The sequence below is a fragment of the Streptomyces sp. NPDC047117 genome, assembly GCF_040643545.1.
In the GTDB taxonomy this organism is placed as follows: domain Bacteria; phylum Actinomycetota; class Actinomycetes; order Streptomycetales; family Streptomycetaceae; genus Streptomyces.
In genome coordinates this window covers 93,237-115,337 of sequence record NZ_JBEYUN010000006.1, presented here as the reverse complement: position 1 = coordinate 115,337, position 22,101 = coordinate 93,237, and the positions used below count along the sequence as shown (strand labels likewise).

20 protein-coding genes and 1 pseudogene are annotated in these 22,101 nt (G+C 70.4%); 3 read left to right on the top strand and 18 right to left on the bottom strand.

All coding sequences use genetic code 11. From position 1 onward, the window contains the following. Positions 1-32 precede the first annotated feature (32 nt). Together ABZ840_RS13395 and ABZ840_RS13390 are read left to right on the top strand one after the other, a co-directional pair. Positions 33-476: a hypothetical protein gene (locus ABZ840_RS13395; protein WP_361558071.1), complete on the top strand. Its 444-nt coding sequence runs from the start codon at positions 33-35 to the stop codon at positions 474-476. 23 nt (positions 477-499) lie between these two features. Further along, positions 500-1,000, top strand: a complete 501-nt coding sequence (locus tag ABZ840_RS13390; RefSeq protein ID WP_361558068.1) for a hypothetical protein — start codon at positions 500-502, stop codon at positions 998-1,000. A gap of 91 nt (positions 1,001-1,091) precedes the next feature. Here ABZ840_RS13390 and nuoN read toward each other — a convergent pair whose 3' ends face one another. The 14 genes from nuoN to ABZ840_RS13320 are packed head-to-tail and all read right to left on the bottom strand — an operon-like array spanning position 1,092 to position 17,338. Further along, entirely contained in the window at positions 1,092-2,735 is a 1,644-nt protein-coding gene (gene nuoN, locus ABZ840_RS13385) for an NADH-quinone oxidoreductase subunit NuoN (protein WP_361558802.1), read from the bottom strand. Between the two features lie 32 nt (positions 2,736-2,767). Continuing rightward, positions 2,768-4,411, bottom strand: a complete 1,644-nt coding sequence (locus tag ABZ840_RS13380; RefSeq protein ID WP_361558065.1) for an NADH-quinone oxidoreductase subunit M — start codon at positions 4,409-4,411, stop codon at positions 2,768-2,770. A 3-nt stretch (positions 4,412-4,414) separates the two neighbouring features. Continuing rightward, entirely contained in the window at positions 4,415-6,361 is a 1,947-nt protein-coding gene (nuoL, locus tag ABZ840_RS13375; RefSeq protein WP_361558062.1) for an NADH-quinone oxidoreductase subunit L, read from the bottom strand. 12 nt (positions 6,362-6,373) lie between these two features. Then, positions 6,374-6,673, bottom strand: coding sequence for an NADH-quinone oxidoreductase subunit NuoK (gene nuoK / locus ABZ840_RS13370; RefSeq protein WP_030262617.1), 300 nt, complete (start codon positions 6,671-6,673; stop codon positions 6,374-6,376). Next, positions 6,670-7,527, bottom strand: coding sequence for an NADH-quinone oxidoreductase subunit J (locus ABZ840_RS13365; protein ID WP_361558059.1), 858 nt, complete (start codon positions 7,525-7,527; stop codon positions 6,670-6,672). Before ABZ840_RS13365 ends, nuoK begins: the two co-directional genes overlap by 4 nt. Then, positions 7,524-8,144, bottom strand: a complete 621-nt coding sequence (gene nuoI, locus ABZ840_RS13360) for an NADH-quinone oxidoreductase subunit NuoI (protein WP_361558056.1) — start codon at positions 8,142-8,144, stop codon at positions 7,524-7,526. The genes ABZ840_RS13365 and nuoI overlap by 4 nt, the downstream gene beginning before the upstream one ends. After that, complete coding sequence (nuoH, locus tag ABZ840_RS13355; RefSeq protein WP_361558799.1) at positions 8,137-9,528, bottom strand: NADH-quinone oxidoreductase subunit NuoH; 1,392 nt, start codon at positions 9,526-9,528, stop codon at positions 8,137-8,139. Before nuoH ends, nuoI begins: the two co-directional genes overlap by 8 nt. Next, positions 9,528-12,095 carry an NADH-quinone oxidoreductase subunit G gene (locus tag ABZ840_RS13350; protein WP_361558053.1) on the bottom strand — a complete coding sequence of 856 codons (2,568 nt, stop codon included), beginning with the start codon at positions 12,093-12,095 and terminating at the stop codon, positions 9,528-9,530. Before ABZ840_RS13350 ends, nuoH begins: the two co-directional genes overlap by 1 nt. Then, a complete protein-coding gene (nuoF, locus tag ABZ840_RS13345; RefSeq protein WP_361558049.1) occupies positions 12,092-13,468 on the bottom strand; it encodes an NADH-quinone oxidoreductase subunit NuoF in 1,377 nt (458 codons plus the stop codon). The genes ABZ840_RS13350 and nuoF overlap by 4 nt, the downstream gene beginning before the upstream one ends. Continuing rightward, a complete protein-coding gene (nuoE, locus tag ABZ840_RS13340) occupies positions 13,468-14,313 on the bottom strand; it encodes an NADH-quinone oxidoreductase subunit NuoE (RefSeq protein WP_361558796.1) in 846 nt (281 codons plus the stop codon). Before nuoE ends, nuoF begins: the two co-directional genes overlap by 1 nt. Positions 14,314-14,330: 17 nt before the next feature. After that, positions 14,331-15,653 (bottom strand): NADH-quinone oxidoreductase subunit D, encoded by a 1,323-nt coding sequence (locus ABZ840_RS13335; RefSeq protein ID WP_361558046.1) that lies wholly within the window; start codon positions 15,651-15,653, stop codon positions 14,331-14,333. Continuing rightward, the gene (locus ABZ840_RS13330) at positions 15,653-16,417 is read right to left on the bottom strand and encodes an NADH-quinone oxidoreductase subunit C (protein ID WP_361558043.1); all 765 of its coding nucleotides are present in this window, start codon (positions 16,415-16,417) and stop codon (positions 15,653-15,655) included. The genes ABZ840_RS13335 and ABZ840_RS13330 overlap by 1 nt, the downstream gene beginning before the upstream one ends. Then, positions 16,414-16,968, bottom strand: coding sequence for an NADH-quinone oxidoreductase subunit B family protein (locus ABZ840_RS13325; RefSeq protein WP_361558040.1), 555 nt, complete (start codon positions 16,966-16,968; stop codon positions 16,414-16,416). The genes ABZ840_RS13330 and ABZ840_RS13325 overlap by 4 nt, the downstream gene beginning before the upstream one ends. A 10-nt stretch (positions 16,969-16,978) precedes the next feature. Then, entirely contained in the window at positions 16,979-17,338 is a 360-nt protein-coding gene (locus ABZ840_RS13320; RefSeq protein ID WP_030262580.1) for an NADH-quinone oxidoreductase subunit A, read from the bottom strand. Positions 17,339-18,063: 725 nt separating this feature from the next. Between ABZ840_RS13320 and ABZ840_RS13315 the strand changes: the two genes are divergently transcribed. Further along, complete coding sequence (locus ABZ840_RS13315) at positions 18,064-18,879, top strand: NlpC/P60 family protein (protein WP_361558036.1); 816 nt, start codon at positions 18,064-18,066, stop codon at positions 18,877-18,879. A gap of 121 nt (positions 18,880-19,000) precedes the next feature. Here ABZ840_RS13315 and ABZ840_RS13310 read toward each other — a convergent pair whose 3' ends face one another. From ABZ840_RS13310 to ABZ840_RS13295, 4 genes and pseudogenes are all read right to left on the bottom strand, one after another. Next, entirely contained in the window at positions 19,001-19,327 is a 327-nt protein-coding gene (locus tag ABZ840_RS13310) for a putative quinol monooxygenase (RefSeq protein ID WP_361558033.1), read from the bottom strand. Positions 19,328-19,435: 108 nt separating this feature from the next. After that, the gene (locus ABZ840_RS13305; RefSeq protein WP_361558030.1) at positions 19,436-20,224 is read right to left on the bottom strand and encodes an IclR family transcriptional regulator C-terminal domain-containing protein; all 789 of its coding nucleotides are present in this window, start codon (positions 20,222-20,224) and stop codon (positions 19,436-19,438) included. A 52-nt stretch (positions 20,225-20,276) separates the two neighbouring features. Next, positions 20,277-20,435, bottom strand: a complete 159-nt coding sequence (locus ABZ840_RS13300) for a hypothetical protein (RefSeq protein ID WP_361558027.1) — start codon at positions 20,433-20,435, stop codon at positions 20,277-20,279. A 293-nt stretch (positions 20,436-20,728) separates the two neighbouring features. Beyond that, positions 20,729-22,042: pseudogene (locus ABZ840_RS13295) on the bottom strand (geranylgeranyl reductase family protein); the annotation flags it as partial. Positions 22,043-22,101: the final 59 nt, after the last annotated feature.

Genomic DNA, 22,101 nt, shown 5'->3' with positions numbered 1-22,101 from the left:
TCGAAACCTGTCCCACAACGGAGGAGACGTACGTGCGCAAGCCAGCGCAGATCGCCGGGGCGGCCGCCATCGCCGCGCTGTTGCTCAGTGGCTGCGGCAGCAGCGGGGGCGGCAACGAGAGCAGGCCGAGCCCGTCGGAGTCGGCGTCGACGGGCGGCGGGGACAAGGCCGCCGGCGGCATCGACGGCGCCTGGCAGACCGAGGGCGCGCACGGGCCCGTCACCCTCGCCATCATCGGCGAGTCCGCGACCCTGGCCGCGGGCAAGACCGTCTGCCAGGGCAAGGTCAAGGACATGGGCACCACCATGCTGGCGCTGAAGTGCAACAACGGCGACGACACCCGCTCGATGGGCGAGGTGCGGCGGATCGGCAACACGCTCTCCGTCGACTGGAAGTACGGCCTCAACGAGGAATACCAGAAGGCCAAGGGCAAGGTGGAGATCCCGAAGCCCGACCTGCCGACCGCCGCCAACTGACCGTCTTCCCCGAGGAGAACATCGTGCGCAAGGGCATTGCGTTCGCCGCCGCGGCAGCCGCGGCCACGCTCCTGCTCGCCGGCTGCGGCGGCGGCAGCGACACCGGCGGTGGCGAGAAGGGTTCGCCGTCGCCGTCCGCCTCGTCGGCCGGCCCGACGCCCGGCGAAGAGGGCGGCGGGGGCGGCAAGGTCACCCTGGCCGCCCTGGAGGGCGGCTGGACCACCGACGCGCTCCACGCCGACAAGGGCCTGCTGATCCTCTCCGTCTCGAAGGACAGGGCCGTGCTCATCGGCAAGAAGTCCTGCGGCGGCAAGGTCGTCGACGGCACGCCGATCAAGCTCGCCTTCAAGTGCACCGACGACGACAGCGAGCACGCCGCGGGCACGGTGAAGAGCCTCCGGGGCAAGAAGCTCACCATTACCTGGGCCTCCGGCAAGGAGGACGTCTTCTCCCGCACCGAGGGCACGACGGACCTCCCGTCCATCGATCCCTCGTCACTCGACGGCTTCCAGCAGGAAGCCTGACGTACTCGGCCGTCCCGCATACGTACGCCGCTGCCCGGCCTCCTCGCGGAGTGCCGGGCAGCGGCGTACGTACGGGCACCTGGCCCCGGGGTCAGCGGACGAACACGCCCGCCTGCCCCGCCAGGTCGAGGAAGTACTGCGGCGCGAGCCCCAGGACGAGGGTCACCACCACGCCGGCCGCGATGGCCGTCATGGTCAGCGGGCTGGGCACCGCCACCGTCGGACCGTCGGCCTTCGGCTCGTTGAAGAACATCAGGACGATCACCCGGATGTAGAAGAACGCGGCGATCGCGGACGAGAGCACACCGATCACGACCAGCCAGCCGGCGCCGCCCTCCGCCGCCGCCTTGAACACCGCGAACTTGCCCGCGAACCCGGAGGTCAGCGGGATACCGGCGAAGGCCAGCAGGAACACCGCGAAGACCGCGGCCACCAGCGGCGAACGCCGCCCCAGCCCCGCCCACTTCGCCAGCTGGGTCGCCTCGCCGCCCGCGTCCCGCACCAGCGTGACCACCGCGAACGCGCCGAGCGTCACGAAGGAGTACGCGAGGAGGTAGAAGAGCACCGAGGAGATGCCGTCCTCGCTGGTGGCGATCACGCCGGCCAGGATGAACCCGGCGTGCGCGATGGAGGAGTACGCCAGCAGCCGCTTCACATCGGTCTGGGTGACCGCGATGACCGCGCCGGCCAGCATCGTCAGGATCGCCACGCCCCACATGACAGGACGCCAGTCCCAGCGCAGGCCCGGCAGCGCGACGTACAGCAGGCGCAGCAGCGCGCCGAACGCGGCGACCTTGGTCGCGGCCGCCATGAAGCCGGTCACGGGGGTGGGCGCGCCCTGGTACACGTCCGGCGTCCACATGTGGAACGGGACCGCACCGACCTTGAACAGCAGGCCCATGACCACCAGCGCGCCGCCGATCAGCAGCAGCGCGTCATTGCCCATGGTGTCGGCGAGCGCCGGGTCGATCTGCTTGGCGCCGTCGCTCACCACATCGGCGATGCCCGCGTACGTGACCGTGCCGGCGTAGCCGTACAGCAGCGCGACGCCGAACAGCAGGAACGCCGAGGAGAAGGCGCCGAGCAGGAAGTACTTCACCGCCGACTCCTGCGAGAGGAGCCGCTGGCGGCGGGCGAGCGCGCAGAGGATGTAGAGCGGGAGGGAGAAGACCTCCAGCGCGACGAAGAGCGTCAGCAGGTCGTTGGCCGCCGGGAAGACCAGCATGCCGCCGATCGCGAAGAGGGCCAGCGGGAAGACCTCGGTGGTGGTGAACCCGGCCTTGACCGCCGCCTTCTCGGCCTCGCCGCCGGGCACCGCGGCGCCCTGGGGTGCGAAGGAGTCCACCGGGCGGCCGTGCGCCGCAGGGTCCAGCCGGCGCTCGGCGAAGGTGAAGACGGCGATCAGCGAGACCAGCAGGATCGTGCCCTGGAGGAAGAGCGCCGGGCCGTCCACCGCGAGCGCGCCCATCGCGGCGATGTGCGCTTTCGTCGTGCCGAAGCCGCCCGCCGCGAGGCCGATCACCGCGGCGAACGCGGCGGCCAGCGCGACGACGGAGAGCAGCACCTGCGCGTAGTACCGGCCGCGGCGCGGCCAGAACGCCTCGACCAGCACGGCGAGCACCGCCGCGCCGAGCACGATGAGGGTGGGCGCCAGCTGGGCGTACTCGATGTGCGGCGCGGGGATCCGGCCCGGGCCGTCGGGGGCGAAGGGGGAGCCGGCCGCCCCGTCCGCCATCGTCCACAGACTGTGGACCGCTGCCACGGATGTCACTTCGCGGCCTCCGCATCTCGATCGGTGCCGGGCTCGTTCGGCACGGCGTTGACCCGGACGTCGGGCTTGGGGTCCTGCTGGTCCACGACGGACAGGGTGTGGTCCACCGCGGGGTTCACCAGATTGGTCAGCGGCTTCGGGTAGACGCCGAGGAAGAGCAGCAGCGCGATCAGCGGCGCCACCACCACCAGCTCGCGGGCCTTGAGGTCGGGCATGGCCCGGACCTCCGCCTTGACCGGCCCGGTCATCGTGCGCTGGTACAGCACGAGGACGTACAGCGCGGCCAGCACGATGCCCACCGTGGCGATGATGCCGATGACCGGGTACCGGCTGAACGTGCCGACCAGGACCAGGAACTCACTGACGAACGGCGCGAGGCCGGGCAGCGAGAGAGTGGCGAGACCGCCGATCAGGAAGGTGCCGGCCAGCACCGGCGCCACCTTCTGCACGCCGCCGTAGTCCGCGATGAGGCGGGAGCCGCGGCGGGTGATCAGGAAGCCGGCCACCAGCATCAGCGCGGCGGTGGAGATGCCGTGGTTGACCATGTAGAGCGTCGCGCCGCTCTGGCCCTGGCTGGTCATCGCGAAGACGCCGAGGATGATGAAGCCGAAGTGCGAGATGGACGCGTACGCGACCAGGCGCTTGATGTCCTTCTGGGCGACCGCGAGCAGCGCGCCGTACAGGATGCTGATCAGCGCCAGCACCAGGACCACCGGCGTGGCCCACTTGCTGGCCTCGGGGAAGAGCTGGAGGCAGAAGCGGAGCATCGCGAAGGTGCCGACCTTGTCGACCACCGCGGTGATCAGCACGGCGACCGGCGCGGTGGACTCGCCCATGGCGCCCGGCAGCCAGGTGTGCAGCGGCCACAGCGGCGCCTTCACCGCGAAGGCGAAGAAGAAGCCGAGGAAGAGCAGCCGCTCCGTGCCCGCGCCCATGGTCAGGTCGCCGGCCGCGCGGGCCTGGACGATCTGCTGGAGCGAGAAGGTGCCGGTGCCCAGCTGGTCGGCGGTGACGGCGTACAGGCCGATCACCGCGGCCAGCATGATCAGACCGCCGGCGAGGTTGTACAGCAGGAACTTCACCGCGGCGGACGAGCGGCGGCTCGCGCTCTCCGTCGCGCCCCGGCCGTCGGCCCGGTCCCCGAAGCCGCCGATGAGGAAGTACATCGGGATGAGCATGGCTTCGAAGAAGATGTAGAAGACGAACACGTCGGTGGCCTCGAAGGAGATCACCACCATCGCCTCGACGGCGAGGATCAGCGCGAAGAAGCCCTGGGTGGGCCGCCAGCGCCGATTTGAATTGTCCGCCTCCAGGGCGTCGGCGTCGTGCCAGCCCGCGAGGATCACGAACGGGATCAGCAGGGCGGTCAGCGCGATCAGCGCCACCGCGATGCCGTCCACGCCCAGTTCGTACCGGACGCCGAAGTCGGCGATCCAGGCGTGGGACTCGGTGAGCTGGAACGGGCCCTTGGCGCCGGGGTCGAAGCGGACCGCGATCACCAGCGCCAGCGCCAGCGTGGCCAGCGAGAAGAGCAGCGCCAGCCACTTGGCGGCGGTGCGCTTCGCGGCGGGCACCGCGGCCGTGGCGACGGCGCCGATCGCCGGCACCGCCGCGGCGGCCGTCAGCAGGGGAAACGACATGACTCAGACACCCCTCATCAACAGGGTCGCGAAGACCAGCACCGCGGCACCGCCCAGCATCTGGAGGGCGTAGGAGCGGACGTAACCGGTCTGCAGGCGGCGCAGCCGGCCGGAGAGGCCGCCTACCGACACCGCGGTGCCGTTGACCGCGCCGTCGACGACGGTGTCGTCGATCCGGACCAGCGCCCGGGTCAGCTCCTCGCCGCCGCGGACCAGGACGACGTGGTTGAAGTCGTCCTGGAGCAGGTCGCGCCGGGCGGCGCGGGTGAGGAACGAGCCGCGCGGCGCCACGGCCGGAACGGGCTTGCGGCCGTACTGCAGCCAGGCGAGGCCGACGCCGATCAGCAGCACCACGATCGTCGACCCGGTCACGGCCGCCGCCCCGATCGGGGGGTGGCCGTGCTCGAAGGAGGTGACCGGCTCCAGCCAGTGCACGAACGCCTCGTTGATGCTGAACAGACCGCCCGCGAAGACCGATCCGAAGGCCAACACGATCATGGGGGTCGTCATGGACTTCGGCGACTCGTGCGGATGCGGCGGGGTGTACTCGCCCTCGGTCGCGGCGGCGGGCTCCGCGCTCGGCTCCTCGGGCGAGGGGGTGGGCGCCTTGCGCCAGCGCTCCTCGCCGAAGAACGTCATCAGCATCACGCGCGTCATGTAGAACGCGGTGATCCCGGCGCCCAGCAGGGTGGCCGCGCCCAGGATCCAGCCCTGGGTGCCGCCGCTGGCGAACGCCGCTTCGATGATCTTGTCCTTGGAGAAGAAGCCGGACAGGCCCGGGAAGCCGATGATCGCCAGGTACCCGAGGCCGAAGGTGACGAAGGTGACCGGCATGTGTTTCCGCAGGCCGCCGTAGCGGCGCATGTCCACCTCGTCGTTCATCCCGTGCATCACGGAACCGGCGCCGAGGAAGAGGCCCGCCTTGAAGAAGCCGTGGGTGACCAGGTGCATGATCGCGAAGGCGTACCCGATCGGACCGAGCCCGGCCGCGAGGATCATGTACCCGATCTGCGACATGGTCGAGCCCGCGAGCGCCTTCTTGATGTCGTCCTTCGCGCAACCGACGATCGCACCGAAGAGGAGCGTCACCGCGCCGACCGCGACCACGGCGGTCTGCGCGTCCGGCGCCGCGTCGAAGACCGCCCCGGAGCGGGTGATCAGGTAGACCCCCGCGGTGACCATCGTGGCGGCGTGGATCAGGGCCGAGACCGGGGTCGGGCCCTCCATCGCGTCACCCAGCCAGGACTGGAGCGGCACCTGGGCCGACTTGCCGCAGGCGGCCAGCAGCAGCATCAGCCCGATGGCGGTGAGCACGCCTTCGCTGGTCTCGCTCGCCGCGCCCAGCACGGGGCCGAACGCGAACGTCCCGAAAGTGGTGAACATCAGCATGATGGCGATGGACAGGCCCATGTCGCCGACCCGGTTGACCAGGAAGGCCTTCTTGGCCGCCGTCGCCGCGCTCGGCTTGTGCTGCCAGAACCCGATGAGCAGGTACGAGACGAGGCCCACGCCCTCCCAGCCGACGTACAGCAGGAGGTAGTTGTCGGCGAGGACGAGCAGCAGCATCGCCGCGAGGAAGAGGTTCAGATAGCCGAAGAAGCGGCGGCGCCGCTCGTCGTGCTCCATGTAGCCGATCGAGTAGATGTGGATCAGCGATCCGACACCGGTGATCAGCAGGACGAACGTCATCGACAACTGGTCGAGCTGGAAGGCGATGTCGGCCTGGAAGCCGCCCACCGGGATCCAGCTGAAGAGGTGCTGGTGCAGCGCACGGTCCTCGGCGCCCCTGCCCAGCATGTCGGTGAACAGCACCAGGCCGATGACGAACGACACCACCGCGAGCAGGGTGCCGAGCCAGTGGCCCGCACGGTCCAGGCGTTTGCCGCCGCAGAGCAGCACGGCCGCACCGACCAGTGGTGCCCCGACGAGCAGCGCGATCAGAGATTCCACGAGTGCGACCCCTTACAGCTTCATCAGGCTGGCGTCGTCGACCGAGGCCGTATGGCGGGTGCGGAAGATCGTGACGATGATCGCCAAGCCGACCACGACCTCGGCCGCCGCGACGACCATCGTGAAGAACGCGATGATCTGGCCGTCCAGATTTCCGTGCAGCCGCGAGAAGGCCACGAAGGCGAGGTTGCAGGCGTTCAGCATCAGCTCCACGCACATGAAGAGCACGATGGCGTTCCGCCTGATCAGCACCCCAGCCGCACCGATGGTGAAGAGCAGCGCAGCCAGGTAGAGGTAGTTGATCGGATTCATCGCGTGGCCTCCTCGCCGCGCTCCCGCGCCTGCTCGCCGCGCCGGTCGGTCTCGCCGCGCTCCAACCACTCCGCCGAGCGCTGCTCCAGCGCCGCCAGTTCGGCCAGCGACTCCCCCGACACGTCCCGGATCTGGCCCCGCTTGCGCAGGGTCGGATTGACGGTGAGCTCGGAGGGGGTGCCGTCGGGCAGCAGACCGGGCACGTCGACCGCGTTGTGCCGGGCGTACACACCCGGGGCCGGCAGCGGCGTGACTTGAGTGCCTTCGCGTACGCGGCGCTCGGCCTGCTCGCGCTGGGTCTTGGCCCGCTCGGTGCGCTCCTTGTGGGTGAGCACCATCGCGCCGACCGCGGCGGTGATCAGCAGCGCACCGGTGATCTCGAAGGCGAACACGTACTTGGTGAAGATCAGGGCGGCCAGGCCCTGGACGTTGCCGCCGGCGTTGGCCTCGGCCAGGCCGTTGAAGTGCTTCACCGAGGCGTTGCCGAGGCCGGCGATCAGCAGGATGCCGAAGCCGAGCCCGGCGCCGGCCGCCAGCCAGCGCTGGCCCTTGAGCGTCTCCTTGAGGGAGTCCGCCGCGGTCACGCCGACCAGCATGACGACGAAGAGGAAGAGCATCATGATCGCGCCGGTGTAGACGACGACCTGGACGATGCCGAGGAAGTACGCGCCGTTGGCGAGGTAGAAGACCGCCAGGATGATCATGGTGCCGGCGAGCGAGAGTGCGCTGTGCACCGCCCGCTTCATCAGGACCGTGGCCAGCGCGCCGATCACGGCCACCGTGCCGAGGATCCAGAACTGCACCGCCTCGCCGGTGGAGGTGGCGGAGGCCGCGGCCAGGACCGAGGGGCTCATGCCTCCACCCCCGTCCCCGCCGGGCGTTCGGCGGTGGGCGCGGGGGTCTCGGGGAGTCCCGCCGGGCACTCGCCCTTGCTGACCGCGACCTGCCGCTCCGTGCCCGGCGCTGCCTCGGTCACCAGGCCGTTGTAGTAGTCCTTCTCCGTCATCCCGGGGAAGATCGCGTGCGGGGAGTCGACCATGTTCTCGTCGAGGCCCGCGAGCAGCTCTTCCTTGGTGTAGATCAGGGACTCGCGGCTGCGGTCGGCGAGCTCGTACTCGTTCGTCATCGTGAGCGCCCGGGTGGGGCACGCCTCGACGCACAGGCCGCAGAGGATGCAGCGGAGATAGTTGATCTGGTAGACGCGGCCGTACCGCTCACCGGGCGAGTACCGCTCCTCGTCGGTGTTGTCCGCGCCCTCCACATAGATCGCGTCGGCCGGACATGCCCAGGCGCACAGCTCGCAGCCCACGCACTTCTCCAGGCCGTCCGGATGGCGGTTGAGCTGGTGCCGGCCGTGGAAACGAGGCGCGGTCGGCTTCTTCTCCTCCGGGTACTGCTCGGTGAGCCGCTTCTTGAACATGGCCTTGAAGGTCACGCCGAAGCCGGCCACCGGATTCTGGAAATCAGACACCGTTGTCCCCCTTCCCGTTTTCGTCACTGTCAGTATTCACTCCGCCACTGACAATCAGCTCGCGATCTTGGTGGCGCGGGCGCCGGCGCGGCACGGGCGGCAGGGTCTGGCCGGGCAGCGGTGGTACGGGGAAGCCGCCCGCCATCGCGTCGAACGGCTCCTCGGCCGGCGCCTCTTCGGCCTTCTCGCCCTTGCGGAAGAAGTCCACGACGAGGGAGATCAGCAGCAGGGCGACCGCGGCACCGCCGACGTACAGCACGATCCGCTGGAAGTCATAGCCCTCGTTGCGCAGCGCCCGCACGGTCGCGACCAGCATCAGCCAGACCATGGAGACCGGGATGAGGACCTTCCAGCCCAGCTTCATGAACTGGTCGTAGCGGACGCGTGGCAGCGTGCCGCGCAGCCAGATGAAGAAGAAGAGCAGCAACTGGACCTTGAGGGTGAACCAGAGCAGCGGCCACCAGCCGTGGTTCGCGCCCTCCCAGAAGGTGCTGATCGGCCAGGGGGCGCGCCAGCCGCCGAGGAAGAGGGTGATCGCGACCGCCGAGACGGTGACCATGTTGACGTACTCGGCGAGCATGAACATCGCGAACTTGATGGAGGAGTACTCCGTGTTGAAGCCGCCGACCAGGTCGCCCTCGGACTCCGGCATGTCGAACGGCGCACGGTTGGTCTCGCCGACCATCGCGACGATGTAGATCAGGAAGGAGACCGGCAGCAGCGCGACGTACCAGGTGCTGTGCTGCCCGTCGACGATCGCCGAGGTGGACATCGAGCCGGAGTAGAGGAACACCGACGCGAAGGCCATGCCCATCGCGATCTCGTAGCTGATCATCTGGGCGCACGAGCGGAGCCCGCCGAGCAGCGGGTACGTCGAGCCCGAGGACCAGCCGGCGAGCACGATGCCGTAGATGCCGACCGAGGCCGTGGCCAGGATGTAGAGGACGCCGATCGGCAGGTCGGTCAGCTGCATCGGCGTACGGTGACCGAAGATCGAGATCTCGTTGTCGGCCGGGCCGAACGGAATGACCGCGAACGCCATGAACGCCGGGATGGCCGCGACGATCGGGGCGAGGATGTACACCGCCTTGTCGGCCCGCTTGACGACCAGGTCCTCTTTCAGCATCAGCTTGATGCCGTCCGCGAGGGACTGGAGCATGCCCCAGGGACCGTGCCGGTTGGGCCCGATGCGCAGCTGCATCCAGGCGACGACCTTGCGCTCCCAGACAATCGAGAAGAGCACGGTCAGCATCAGGAACGCGAAGCAGAAGACCGCCTTGATGACCACCAGCCACCACGGGTCGCGCCCGAAGACGCTCAGGTCCTCGGCGGCCAGCGCGATGCGGTCCGCGCCGAGCGCCAGCTGTTCCGCGGCGAGGTTCATCATTCCGCCACCTCCGTGCCGTCCGCCGGGGCCGCCGGGCCCGCGGTCATCGCGGCGACCGTCACCAGGTCACCGGGGTTCGCTCCCGTGTCGTGCGGGACGCCGCCCCCCTGGGAGTTGAGCGGCAGCCACACCACCCGGTCGGGCATCTCGCTGACCTGGAGGGGGAACGCCACCGCGCCGTGCGGCCCCGTGACCAGGACCTCCGCGCCGTCCTTGAGGCCCGCCTCGGCGGCGGTGGCGGCGGACATCCGGGCCACCGCGGCGTGCCGGGTGCCGGCCAGCGCCGCGTCGCCCTCCTGCAGCCGCCCGAGGTCCAGCAGCAGCCGGTGACCGGCGAGCACCGCCTCGCCCGCGCCGGGCCGGGGCAGCGCCCGCGTCTCGGTACCGGCGAGCGCGTCGGCGGTGGCGCGCGGCCCGTCCCAGCCGCCGAGCCGGTCCAGCTCCGCGCGTACGGCACGTACGTCCGGCAGCGCCAGGCCCGGCACCGCCTCGTCCACGGCGGACATCGCGTCCGCGAGCATGTGCAGCACCCGCGCATCGGGGAGCAGGTGGCGGCGCGTCATCTGGTCCGGCTTGAGCGCGGCCTCGAAGGGCCGTGCCCGCCCCTCCCAGTTGAGGAACGTGCCCGCCTTCTCCACCACGGCCGCGACCGGCAGCACCACATCGGCCCGGCGGGTGACCTCACCGGGCCGCTGCTCCAGGCTGACCAGGAAGCCGACCGCCTCCAGCGCCTCGACGGCGCGCCGCGGGTCGGGCAGGTCCTCGACCCCGACGCCGGCCACCACCAGGGCGTTCAGCTCTCCGGTGGCCGCGGCCTCCAGGATCTGCCCGGTGTCCCGGCCGAGCCGGTGCGGCAGCGCGGCGACGCCCCAGGCGCGGGCGACCTCGTCGCGGGCGCGCGGGTCCGTGCCGGGCCGGCCGCCGGGCAGCAGCCCGGGCAGCGCGCCCGCCTCGACGGCGCCCCGCTCGCCGGCCCGGCGCGGGATCCACACGAGCCGCGCGCCGGTGGCCGAGGCGGCGCGTACGGCGGCGGTGAGCGCCCCCGGTACGGCGGCCAGCCGCTCACCGACGACGATCACCGCGCCCTCGGCCCGCAGCGCCGCGGCAGCCGCCTGCCCCTCGCCTTCGAGTCCGACCCCGCCCGCCAGCGCGTCCAGCCACTCCGTCTCCGTGCCGGGGGCGGCCGGCAGCAGCGTGCCGCCCGCCTTGATGAGGCCGCGGGTGGCGTACGAAGCGAGCCCGAAGGTCCGCTGGCCGTTCTTGCGGTGCGCCTTGCGCAGCCTCAGGAAGACGCCGGGCGCCTCCTCCTCGGCCTCGATGCCGGCCAGCAGGACGGCCGGCGCCGCCTCCAGGGAGCGGTAGGTGATTCCCTGCCCATCGAGGTCGCGGCCGTGGCCCGCCACGTGTGCGGCGAGGAAGCCGGCCTCCTCGGAGCTGTGCACCCGGGCCCGGAAGTCGATGTCGTCGGTGTCCAGGACGGTCCGGGCGAACTTGGCGTACGCGTAGGAGTCCTCGACGGTGAGCCGGCCGCCGGTCAGCACCCCGGCCCGGCCGCGTGCGGCGGCGAGCCCGCGCGCCGCGGCCTCCAGCGCCTCGGGCCAGCTCGCCGGGGTCAGTTCACCCGAGTCGGCGTCCCGGACGAGCGGCGTCTCCAGCCGGTCGGGCAGCTGCCCGTACCGGAAGGCGAACCGCCCCTTGTCGCACATCCACTCCTCGTTGACCTCGGGGTCGTCGGCCGCGAGCCGCCGCATGACCTTGCCGCGCCGGTGGTCCGTACGCGTCGCGCAGCCGCCCGCGCAGTGCTCGCACACGGACGGCGAGGAGACCAGGTCGAAGGGGCGGGAACGGAAGCGGTACGCCGCCGAGGTCAGCGCGCCGACCGGGCAGATCTGGATGGTGTTGCCGGAGAAGTACGACTCGAACGGGTCGCCCTCCCCCGTGCCGACCTGCTGGAGCGCGCCGCGCTCGATCAGCTCGATCATCGGGTCGCCGGCGACCTGGTTGGAGAAACGGGTGCAGCGGGCGCACAGGACGCAGCGCTCGCGGTCCAGCAGCACCTGCTGGGAGATCGGCACCGGCTTCTCGTAGGTGCGCTTCTTGCCCTCGAAACGCGAGTCGGCCTGTCCGGCGGACATGGCCTGGTTCTGCAGCGGGCACTCGCCGCCCTTGTCGCAGACCGGGCAGTCCAGCGGGTGGTTGATGAGCAGCAGCTCCATCACGCCGCGCTGGGCCTTGTCGGCGACCGGCGAGGTGAGCTGGGACTTCACGACCATGCCGTCGGTGCAGGTGATCGTGCAGGACGCCATGGGCTTGCGCTGGCCCTCGACCTCCACGATGCACTGGCGGCAGGCGCCCGCCGGGTCCAGCAGCGGGTGGTCGCAGAAGCGCGGGATCTCGATGCCGAGCATTTCGGCGGCCCGGATGACCAGGGTGCCCTTGGGCACGCTGATCTCGATGCCGTCGATGGTCAGCGAGACGAGGTCTTCGGGCGGGACCGCCGCCTCGCCGCCCCCGGAGGGACCCGCGGCGGAGCCGCTATTGGACCCAGTGGTGGTCACTGTCATCCGTTCACCTCCAGGTGCTTGTCGGCCCAAGCGGTCGACTTGGCCGGGTCGAAGGGGCAGCCCTTGCCCGTGACGTGCTGCTCGTACTCCGCGCGGAAGTACTTGAGCGAGGAGAAGATCGGCGAGGCGGCGCCGTCGCCGAGGGCGCAGAAGGACTTGCCGTTGATGTTGTCGGCGATGTCGTTGAGCTTGTCGAGGTCCTCCATGCGGCCCTTGCCGGCCTCGATGTCACGGAGCAGCTGGACGAGCCAGTACGTGCCCTCGCGGCACGGCGTGCACTTACCGCACGATTCATGCGCATAAAACTCGGTCCACCGCGTCACGGCCCGTACGACACACGTCGTCTCGTCGAAGCACTGCAGGGCCTTGGTGCCGAGCATCGAGCCGGCCGCGCCGACGCCTTCGTAGTCCAGCGCGACGTCCAGGTGCTCGTCGGTGAACATCGGCGTGGACGAACCTCCCGGTGTCCAGAACTTCAGCCGGTGGCCGGGGCGCATGCCGCCGCTCATGTCGAGGAGCTGGCGCAGCGTGATCCCCAACGGGGCTTCGTACTGACCGGGGTTGGCGACGTGGCCGCTCAGCGAGTAGAGCGTGAAGCCCGGGGACTTCTCGCTGCCCATGGAGCGGAACCACTCCTTGCCCCGGTTCATGATGGCGGGAACCGACGCGATGGACTCGACGTTGTTCACGACAGTGGGGCAGGCGTAGAGGCCGGCCACGGCGGGGAAGGGGGGACGCAGCCGGGGCTGTCCGCGACGGCCCTCCAGGGAGTCCAGCAGCGCGGTCTCCTCGCCGCAGATGTACGCGCCCGCGCCCGCGTGCACGGTGAGTTCGAGGTCCAGACCGGCGCCGAGGGCGTCCTTGCCGAGGTAGCCCGCCGCGTAGGCCTCCCGTACGGCCTCGTGCAGCCGCCGCAGGACAGGGACGGTCTCCCCGCGCAGGTAGATGAACGCGTGATGCGACCGGATCGCGTGACAGGCAATGATGATCCCCTCGATGAGGGAATGCGGGTTCGCGAAGAGGAGCGGGATGTCCTTGCAGGTCCCGGGCTCCGACTCGTCGGCGTTGACAACAAGATAGTGCGGCTTGCCGTCGCCCTGCGGGATGAACTGCCACTTCATGCCGGTGGGGAAGCCCGCGCCGCCGCGGCCGCGCAGCCCCGCGTCCTTCACGTACGCGATGACGTCGTCCGGGGCCATCGCGAGCGCCTTGCGCGCGCCCTCGTAGCCCTCGTGCCGGCGGTAGGTCTCCAGGGTCCAGGAGTTGGGCTGGTCCCAGAAGGCCGACAGGACGGGTGCGAGCAGCTTCTCGGGGCTGGTCTCTCCCCCGGCCTCCGGCCGGGAGGCGCCCCCGTATTCCGTGGACACGGTCATCACTCCCCCTCCTCAGCAGCCGGGCCAGCGGGGTGCTGGGGGTCGGAGGCCGAAGTGTGCTGCGGTGCGTCGTGCGAGCTCGGGTGGGTCGCCGGGGCTTCGCCGGGAGCGCGCCCGGAAGGCGCCTCGTCCGTCGGGCGGTCGCCGTCGCGGGGTGCGACGACGTGGTCCGTGCCGCTCGGCAGTTCCTCGCCCCTGGCCAGCCGGAGCCCGACGAGCGAGGCGTGCCCGGCGCCGCCGGTCGCCTCGACCGCGCCCTCCCGCCGGTCGGGGAAGCCGGCGAGGATGCGCGCCGTGTCCTTGTACGTGCACAGGGGCGCGCCGCGGGTCGGGGCGACGGGCCGTCCGTCCCGCAGGTCGTCGACCAGCTGCTTCGCGCTCTCCGGCGTCTGGTTGTCGAAGAACTCCCAGTTGACCATCACGACGGGCGCGTAGTCGCAGGCGGCGTTGCACTCGATGTGTTCGAGGGTGACCTTGCCGTCGGCGGTGGTCTCGTTGTTGCCGACGCCCAGGTGCGCCTTCAGCTCGTCGAAGATGGCGTCGCCGCCCATGACGGCGCAGAGCGTGTTGGTGCAGACCCCGACCTGGTAGTCGCCGCTCGGCTTGCGGCGGTACATCGTGTAGAAGGTCGAGACGGCCGTGACCTCGGCGGTGGTGAGGTCCAGCAGCTCGGCACAGAAGCGGATGCCCGTCCGCGTGACGTGGCCTTCCTCGGACTGGACGAGGTGCAGCAGCGGCAGCAGGGCCGAGCGCGAGCCGGGGTAGCGGGCGATCACCTCCTTCGCCTCCGCTTCGAGCCGGGCCCGTACATCGGCCGGGTAATCGGGGGCGGGGAGCTGCGGCATCCCCAAACTGACGTCTGTCACCGGTCGACGCCTCCCATCACGGGGTCGATGGACGCGACGGCGACGATGACGTCGGCGACCTGGCCGCCTTCGCACATGGCCGCCATGGCCTGCAGGTTGGTGAAGGAGGGGTCGCGGAAGTGGACGCGGTACGGGCGGGTGCCGCCGTCGCTGACCGCGTGCACGCCCAGCTCGCCCTTGGGCGACTCCACGGCCGCGTAGGCCTGGCCGGGCGGGACCCGGAAGCCCTCCGTCACCAGCTTGAAGTGGTGGATCAGGGCCTCCATGGAGGTGCCCATGATCTTCTTGATGTGGTCCAGGGAGTTGCCGAGGCCGTCCGGACCGAGCGCGAGCTGCGCGGGCCAGGCGATCTTCTTGTCCCCGACCATGACCGGGCCGGGCTCCAGCCGGTCCAGGCACTGCTCGATGATCCGCAGCGACTGGCGCATCTCCTCCAGACGGAGCAGGAAGCGGCCGTAGGAGTCGCAGGTGTCGGTGGTCGGGACCTCGAAGTCGTAGGTCTCGTAGCCGCAGTACGGGTCGGTCTTGCGCAGGTCGTGCGGGAGGCCGGCGGAGCGCAGGACCGGGCCGGTGGCGCCGGTGGCCAGGCAGCCGGCGAGGTCCAGGTAGCCGATGCCCTCCATCCGGCCCTTGAAGACCGGGCTGCCGGTGGCGAGCTTGTCGTACTCCGGGAGGTTCTTGCGCATCTTCTTCACGAAGGCGCGTACCTGGTCGACGGTGCCGGGCGGCAGGTCCTGGGCGAGGCCGCCGGGCCGGACGTACGCGTGGTTCATGCGCAGGCCGGTGATCAGCTCGTAGATGTCCAGGACCAGTTCGCGGTCGCGGAAGCCGTAGATCATTATCGTGGTGGCGCCGAGCTCCATGCCGCCGGTGGCGATGCACACCAGGTGGGAGGAGAGCCGGTTCAGCTCCATGAGCATCACGCGGATGACCGACGCCCGGTCCGGGATGTCGTCGGTGATGCCGAGCAGCTTCTCCACGGCCAGGCAGTACGCCGTCTCGTTGAAGAACGGCGTCAGGTAGTCCATCCGCGTGACGAAGGTCGTGCCCTGGGTCCACGTGCGGTATTCGAGGTTCTTCTCGATGCCGGTGTGGAGGTAGCCGATGCCGCAGCGGGCCTCGGTGACGGTCTCGCCGTCGATCTCCAGGATGAGCCGGAGCACGCCGTGCGTGGAGGGGTGCTGCGGGCCCATGTTGACGACGATGCGCTCGTCGTCCGCCTTGGCCGCGGCCTCGACGACCTCGTCCCAGTCGCCGCCGGTGACCGTGTAGACGGTGCCTTCCGTGGTCTCACGGGGAGTCGCGTGGGAAGTGGACATCAGGTGTACGACCTCCGCTGGTCGGGAGCCGGGATCTGGGCGCCCTTGTACTCGACGGGGATGCCGCCGAGCGGGTAGTCCTTGCGCTGCGGGAAGCCCTGCCAGTCGTCCGGCATCATGATCCGGGTGAGCGCCGGGTGTCCGTCGAAGATCAGCCCGAAGAAGTCGTAGACCTCGCGCTCGTGCCAGTCGTTGGTCGGGTAGACGCTCACGACCGACGGGATGTGCGGGTCGGCGTCGGGCGCGGAGACCTCCAGCCGGATCAGCCGGGTGTGGGTGATCGACCGCAGGTGGTAGACGGCGTGCAGCTCGCGGCCCTTGTCGCCGGGGAAGTGCACGGCGCTGACGCCGGTGCACAGCTCGAAGCGGAGGGCCGGGTCGTCGCGGAGGGTCTTCGCGACGGTCGGCAGGAATTCGCGGGCGATGTGGAAGGTCAGCTCGTCGCGGTCGACGACGGTCTTCTCGATGACGTTCTCGGGGACCAGGCCCTGCTCGTCCAGCGCGCCTTCGAGCTCGTCCGCGACCTCGTCGAACCACCCCCCGTACGGCCGGGAGGCGGCGCCGGGCAGCCGTACGGTCCGTACGAGGCCGCCGTAGCCGGAGGTGTCGCCGCCGTTGTTCGCGCCGAACATGCCGCGGCGGACGCCGATGACCTCGCCGTGGTCGCCGCGCTGGCCGGGGAGGTTCTGCGCGTTGAGGTCCTTGTCCGGGTTGACCCCGTTGGGCCCCGTACCGTCCTTCGCGCCGTTTTTCGGGTCGCTCACCGCAGCAGCCCCTTCATCTCGATCGTCGGGAGTGCCTTGAGCGCCGCCTCCTCCGCCTCGCGGGCCGCTTCCTCGGCGTTGACCCCGAGCTTGGAGCCCTGGATCTTCTCGTGGAGCTTGAGGATGGCGTCCATGAGCATCTCCGGACGCGGCGGGCAGCCCGGGAGGTAGATGTCGACCGGGACGACGTGGTCGACGCCCTGCACGATGGCGTAGTTGTTGAACATGCCGCCCGACGAGGCGCACACGCCCATGGAGATGACCCACTTCGGGTTCGGCATCTGGTCGTAGACCTGGCGGAGGACGGGCGCCATCTTCTGGCTGACCCGGCCGGCCACGATCATCAGGTCGGCCTGGCGCGGGGAGCCGCGGAAGACCTCCATGCCGAAGCGGGCCAGGTCGTAGCGGCCGGCTCCGGTGGTCATCATCTCGATGGCGCAGCACGCGAGCCCGAAGGTGGCCGGGAAGACCGATGACTTGCGCACCCATCCCGCGGCCTGTTCGACGGTGCTCAGCAGAAAGCCGCTGGGCAGCTTCTCTTCAAGTCCCATTGGGTGACCCCTAGTCCCATTCCAGGCCGCCGCGGCGCCAGACATAGGCGTAGGCGACGAAGACGGTGAGCGCGAAGAGCAGCATCTCGACGAGCCCGAACAGCCCCAGGGCGTCGAAGGTGACGGCCCAGGGGTAGAGGAAGACGATCTCGATGTCGAAGACGATGAAGAGCATCGCCGTCAGGTAGTACTTGATCGGAAAGCGACCGCCGCCTGAAGGCTGTGGGGTCGGCTCGATCCCGCACTCGTACGCCTCGAGCTTGGCCCGGTTGTAGCGCCTGGGTCCGACGAGCGTGGCCATGACGACGGAGAAGATCGCAAAGCCTGCCCCGAGGGCTCCCAGTACGAGGATGGGCGCATAGGCGTTCACCGTCCTCGCTCCCTTCAGTCGACGATGACTGGTTGGCGGTCCGGCCGGGGGCCCGTTCACTCCTCGACGGGACGCGACAGAGATCGCGCCCATGTGAGGCAGTTCACAAGCCCTGGCCGCCTGCATCTTATGCCCGCGAGTCTGTGATCTGCGACACGGGGTGCGACAACGACTTTGTGATCTCCACCACCTGACGAAGGATCATGAAGTCGGATGAGCGGTGATCTTCGCACCGGAAGCGTCCGAGTGATCACTTCACGTGACAAAATCAGCGGTTGCCGCTGGTCAGGGAGGTAGCTGCACTATCAAGAGTGACGCAGCGCAAGCAAATTGGCGCTGGACACCGTCAACTGATAGCGCTCGCCCACCCGTCCGCGTGACCCAGTCGTGACCTCGTCGTGATCGTCGGAACGTGCATCCCTTCACGAGCGCGCATCACGAGGACATAACGGTCACTCAGGAGTGAGCTATCCCACGCGTTTCACATCTCTAAAACCTTGACGCCCGGGAAGCATTGGCGAGTCGGTTGCGAAGGTGGTAAGTGCCGTGCTGACGCGCATCGAGCGGTAAATGCCGTGCGCAGGAACATGATCACGAAATTCGGACACGCCTCGGGCCGACTCGCGGCTGGCCGATTGGCCCGTTTTGTTCACCGTGTACGCGTCAAAAGTGGTGCACACCACCTTTGTTGGCAGCAACCTGTGGGGCCTGATAGCCGTGGTGCCATGTCCCCGAACGCACTCATACCCAGCCACCGGAAGCCCCGCCGTTCCGCGACCTCGCGGGCCGTGCGCGCAGGGTTCACCGGTGGCATCCTCACGCTGGCGGTGACCGGTACCGCCGTCCCCGCGAACGCCACCGCTGAGAAGCCGGCCTCCGAGACCCAGGAGCTGCCGACCATCACCGCTGACCTCGCGACGTCCGTGGCGAAGACCGCGGACACCACCCAGCAGGTTGCGGACCAGTACGAGCTGCAGGCAGCGCAGGACTCGGTCTTCTCCAAGGCCGACAAGGCCGCCCAGAAGGCCAAGGACAAGGCCGTCGAGGCCAAGCGCAAGGCCGAGGCGGAGAAGAAGGCCGCCGCGGCCCGCAAGGCCAAGGAGGCCGAGCAGGCCCGCGCTTCGCGCTCCGCGGACCGTGGCCCCCTCCTGTCCGCCTCCGCCTCGGTGGACACCGGCTCGCTCAGCGGCTCCACCGAGTCCCTGGTGAGCTTCCTCAAGGCCCAGGTCGGCAAGGCGTACGTGAGCGGCGCGACCGGCCCGTCCGCGTACGACTGCTCCGGCCTCACCCAGGCCGCGTTCCGGCAGATCGGCATCGACCTGCCGCGCGTCTCCCAGGACCAGTCGACCGCCGGCACCCAGGTGGGCCTGGACAACCTCCAGGTGGGCGACATCCTCTACTGGGGCAGCGCGGGCAGCGCGTACCACGTCGGGGTCTACATCGGCGGCGGCCAGTTCATCGGCGCGCAGAACTCCAGCACCGGCGTCGTGCAGCGCGACATGAGCTACGACCAGCCGACGGGCGCCGTCCGCGTCCGCTAGAGGCCTCCGGGCTCACAGGCTCCTCCCAGGGCCGCACACACGGCGGAAGGGCCGTCGTTCCCCCGCTCGGGAACGACGGCCCTTTCGCCGTACTCCGCACCTTACGGCCGGATTTGCGCCACTACGCGCGCGGCGTGACCTCGGCCATCTCGCCCCAGCCGGTGCCCTCGGTCTCGACGTTGATGATCTCCGGGGTGCTCGCGACGAGGCCGGACATCAGCTCGATGGCGTCCTTGAAGTGGTCGGACTGCACGTGCGCGGCGCCCGCCTCCTGGCCGGCGAACGCCTCCAGCAGCACGAACTGGTGCGGGTTCTCGACGCTCCGGGACCACTCGAAGAAGATGTTGCCCGGCTCCGCGCGGGTGGCGAGCGTGAAGGGCTCGGTCAGCGACAGCCACTCGTCGCTCTTCTCCGGCCGGACGGTGAACTTCACAGCGATGAAAATCATGCGACCACTGTGCGCCGGAGGCGGCGCCGCCGCGAGCCGGCGCGGCCGCGTTTCCACCGATGCCGGAAAACCCGCCGCCCGGCGCGCGTCCCGTACCGGTGCGGCCGCTCAGGCCCCGGCCGCCGCGCGAAGCAGCACGGACGCCAGCTCGCCCCGGCGCGCGGGGTAGTCGGCGGTCGGCAGGGACACCGACAGCGCGCGGACGGAGCCGTCGGGGCCCTCGCCCGGGAGGCGTACGGCGAGGCAGGTGTGTGCCGGGTCGGTCTCCCCCACCGACACGGCGATCCCGTCCCGGCGCACCCGCGCCAGCTCCGCCTCGAAGCGCTCGGGCGAGGTGATCGTACGGTCCGTCAGCCGGGGCAGGCCGTGCGCGGCGACATAGCGGCGGCGCGCGGGCCGCTTCAGGGCGGCGAGCAGGACCTTGCCGTGCGCGGTGGCGTGCGCGCCGTGGTCGGGCCCCACCGCGAACGGACCGCCGGCCGCCGACACCGGGAGCGTGCTGTCGACGACCGCGATCCGGCCGCGCCCCACCGCGCTGAGGTACGCGTGCGTGCCCGTGGCGCGCCGTACGCCGAGCAGCAGCTCGCGCGCGCCGTCCTCGATGCCGGTCTGCCGCTGGAAGGCCCGGTGCAGTGCGGGCACCCGGGGGCCCAGCGCGTAGCCGCCGCCCGTGCGCGTCAGATGGCCGCGCGCGGTCAGCGGCGCCAGCAGGTTGTAGACCGTGGACAGCGAACAGCCCAGCCGGCGGGCCAGTGCCTTGGCCGTCACCGGCCCCGCCGACCCGGCCACCGCGTCGAGCACGTCCAGCGCCCGGTCGACGGAGAGCGGTCCGCCGGTGGCGCCGCCCGCGCCGGCACCGCCGGCGGCATCGGGTCCGTTGACGGGTGCGGCGGACATGTCGGATCCCTTCGGACGTGCCGGACGGCGGCTGCTGTCCCTCCAGGATCCCTCACCTCGGCCGGAGCCTGCTCTGCCGGTTGGCCTCGCGCACCCTCGCACGCAGCTCCGCCTTCCGGTCCGGCACGCCCTTCGCGTCCGCCGGCGGTGCCGCCGGTTCGGTGCGCTCGATGGCCTCGCCCCGTTCGTCGCCCTCCCGGCCGTCACTCATGGCTCCCCCCTCAGCATCCGGCGCCATGCCCTCGGCATCCCCATGGTTCACGCTCCGTGGTCAGCTCGGGACTTTCCGTGCCACCAGCCTGACCGCAGGCACGGCGCGAAGACAGCAGGCGCAATTCGCCAACTTGGCGTGTCAAGGCGCACGTTCGGTCAAACATTCGATGCGAGTACGCCCCGCGCGCCCCGGAGCGGAGGGGCGCGGAGGCGAAGGGCGACGGAGGCGAACAGGCCGAAGCCGCCACCGGCGGAGCCGATGGCGGCAGGTCGGGCGGGGTGCGCCCGGTGTCAGGCCTTCGGGGCGACCTTGCTCAGGCCGTTGATGATGCGGTCCATGGCGTCGCCGCCGGTGGGGTCCGTCAGGTTGGCCAGCATCTTCAGGGTGAACTTCATCAGCATCGGGTGGGTCAGACCGCGCTGGGTGGCCATCTTCATCACCTTGGGGTTGCCGATGAGCTTCACGAAGGCGCGGCCGAGGGAGTAGTAGCCGCCGTAGGTGTCCTTGAGGACCTTCGGGTACCGCTGGAGGGCCAGCTCGCGCTGCGCATACGTGGCGCGCGCGTGCGCCTGCACGATGACGTCGGCGGCGATCTGGCCGGACTCCATGGCGTACGCGATGCCCTCGCCGTTGAACGGGTTCACCAGACCGCCCGCGTCACCGACGAGCAGCAGGCCCTTGGTGTAGTGCGGCTGCCGGTTGAAGGCCATGGGGAGCGCGGCGCCGCGGATCGGGCCCGTCATGTTGTCCGGGGTGTAGCCCCAGTCCTCCGGCATCGAGGCGCACCAGGCCTTGAGGATCTCGCGCCAGTCCAGCTCCTTGAAGGAGCTGGAGGTGTTCAGCACGCCGAGGCCCACGTTGGAGGTGCCGTCGCCCATGCCGAAGATCCAGCCGTAGCCGGGCAGCAGGCGGTCCTGCGGGCCGCTGCGGTCCCACAGCTCCAGCCAGGACTCCAGATAGTCGTCGTCGTGGCGCGGCGACTCGAAGTACGTACGGACCGCGACGCCCATCGGGCGGTCCTCGCGCCGGTGCAGGCCCATGGCCAGCGACAGCCGGGTGGAGTTGCCGTCCGCGGCGACCACGAGCGGGGCGTGGAAGGAGACCGGGGTCTTCTCCTCGCCGAGCTTGGCGGTCACGCCCTCGATGCGGCCGGTGAGGTCGTTGATGATCGGGGCGCCGACGTTGCAGCGCTCGTACAGCCGGGCGCCGGCCTTCTGCGCCTGCCGGGCCAGCTGCTCGTCGAAGTCGTCGCGCTTACGGACGAGTCCGTAGTTCGGGTACGAGGCGAGGTCCGGCCAGTCCAGCTGCAGCCGCACGCCGCCGCCGATGATCCGCAGGCCCTTGTTGCGCAGCCAGCCGGCCTCTTCGGAGATGTCGATGCCCATCGACACGAGCTGCTTGGTGGCGCGCGGGGTGAGCCCGTCGCCGCAGACCTTCTCGCGCGGGAAGGCCGTCTTCTCCAGCAGGAGGACGTCCAGGCCCGACTTGGCGAGGTGGTACGCGGTCGCCGAGCCGGCCGGACCGGCCCCCACGACGATCACATCGGCGGTGTGCTCGGAGCGCGCCTGGGTGGGCGCGTCGGCCTCGGTCACGTCGGTCACGGCGTAATCTCCCGGAACTCGATATCTGGGTGCCGACCGGCACTGGACCCGTGCAGTCTATG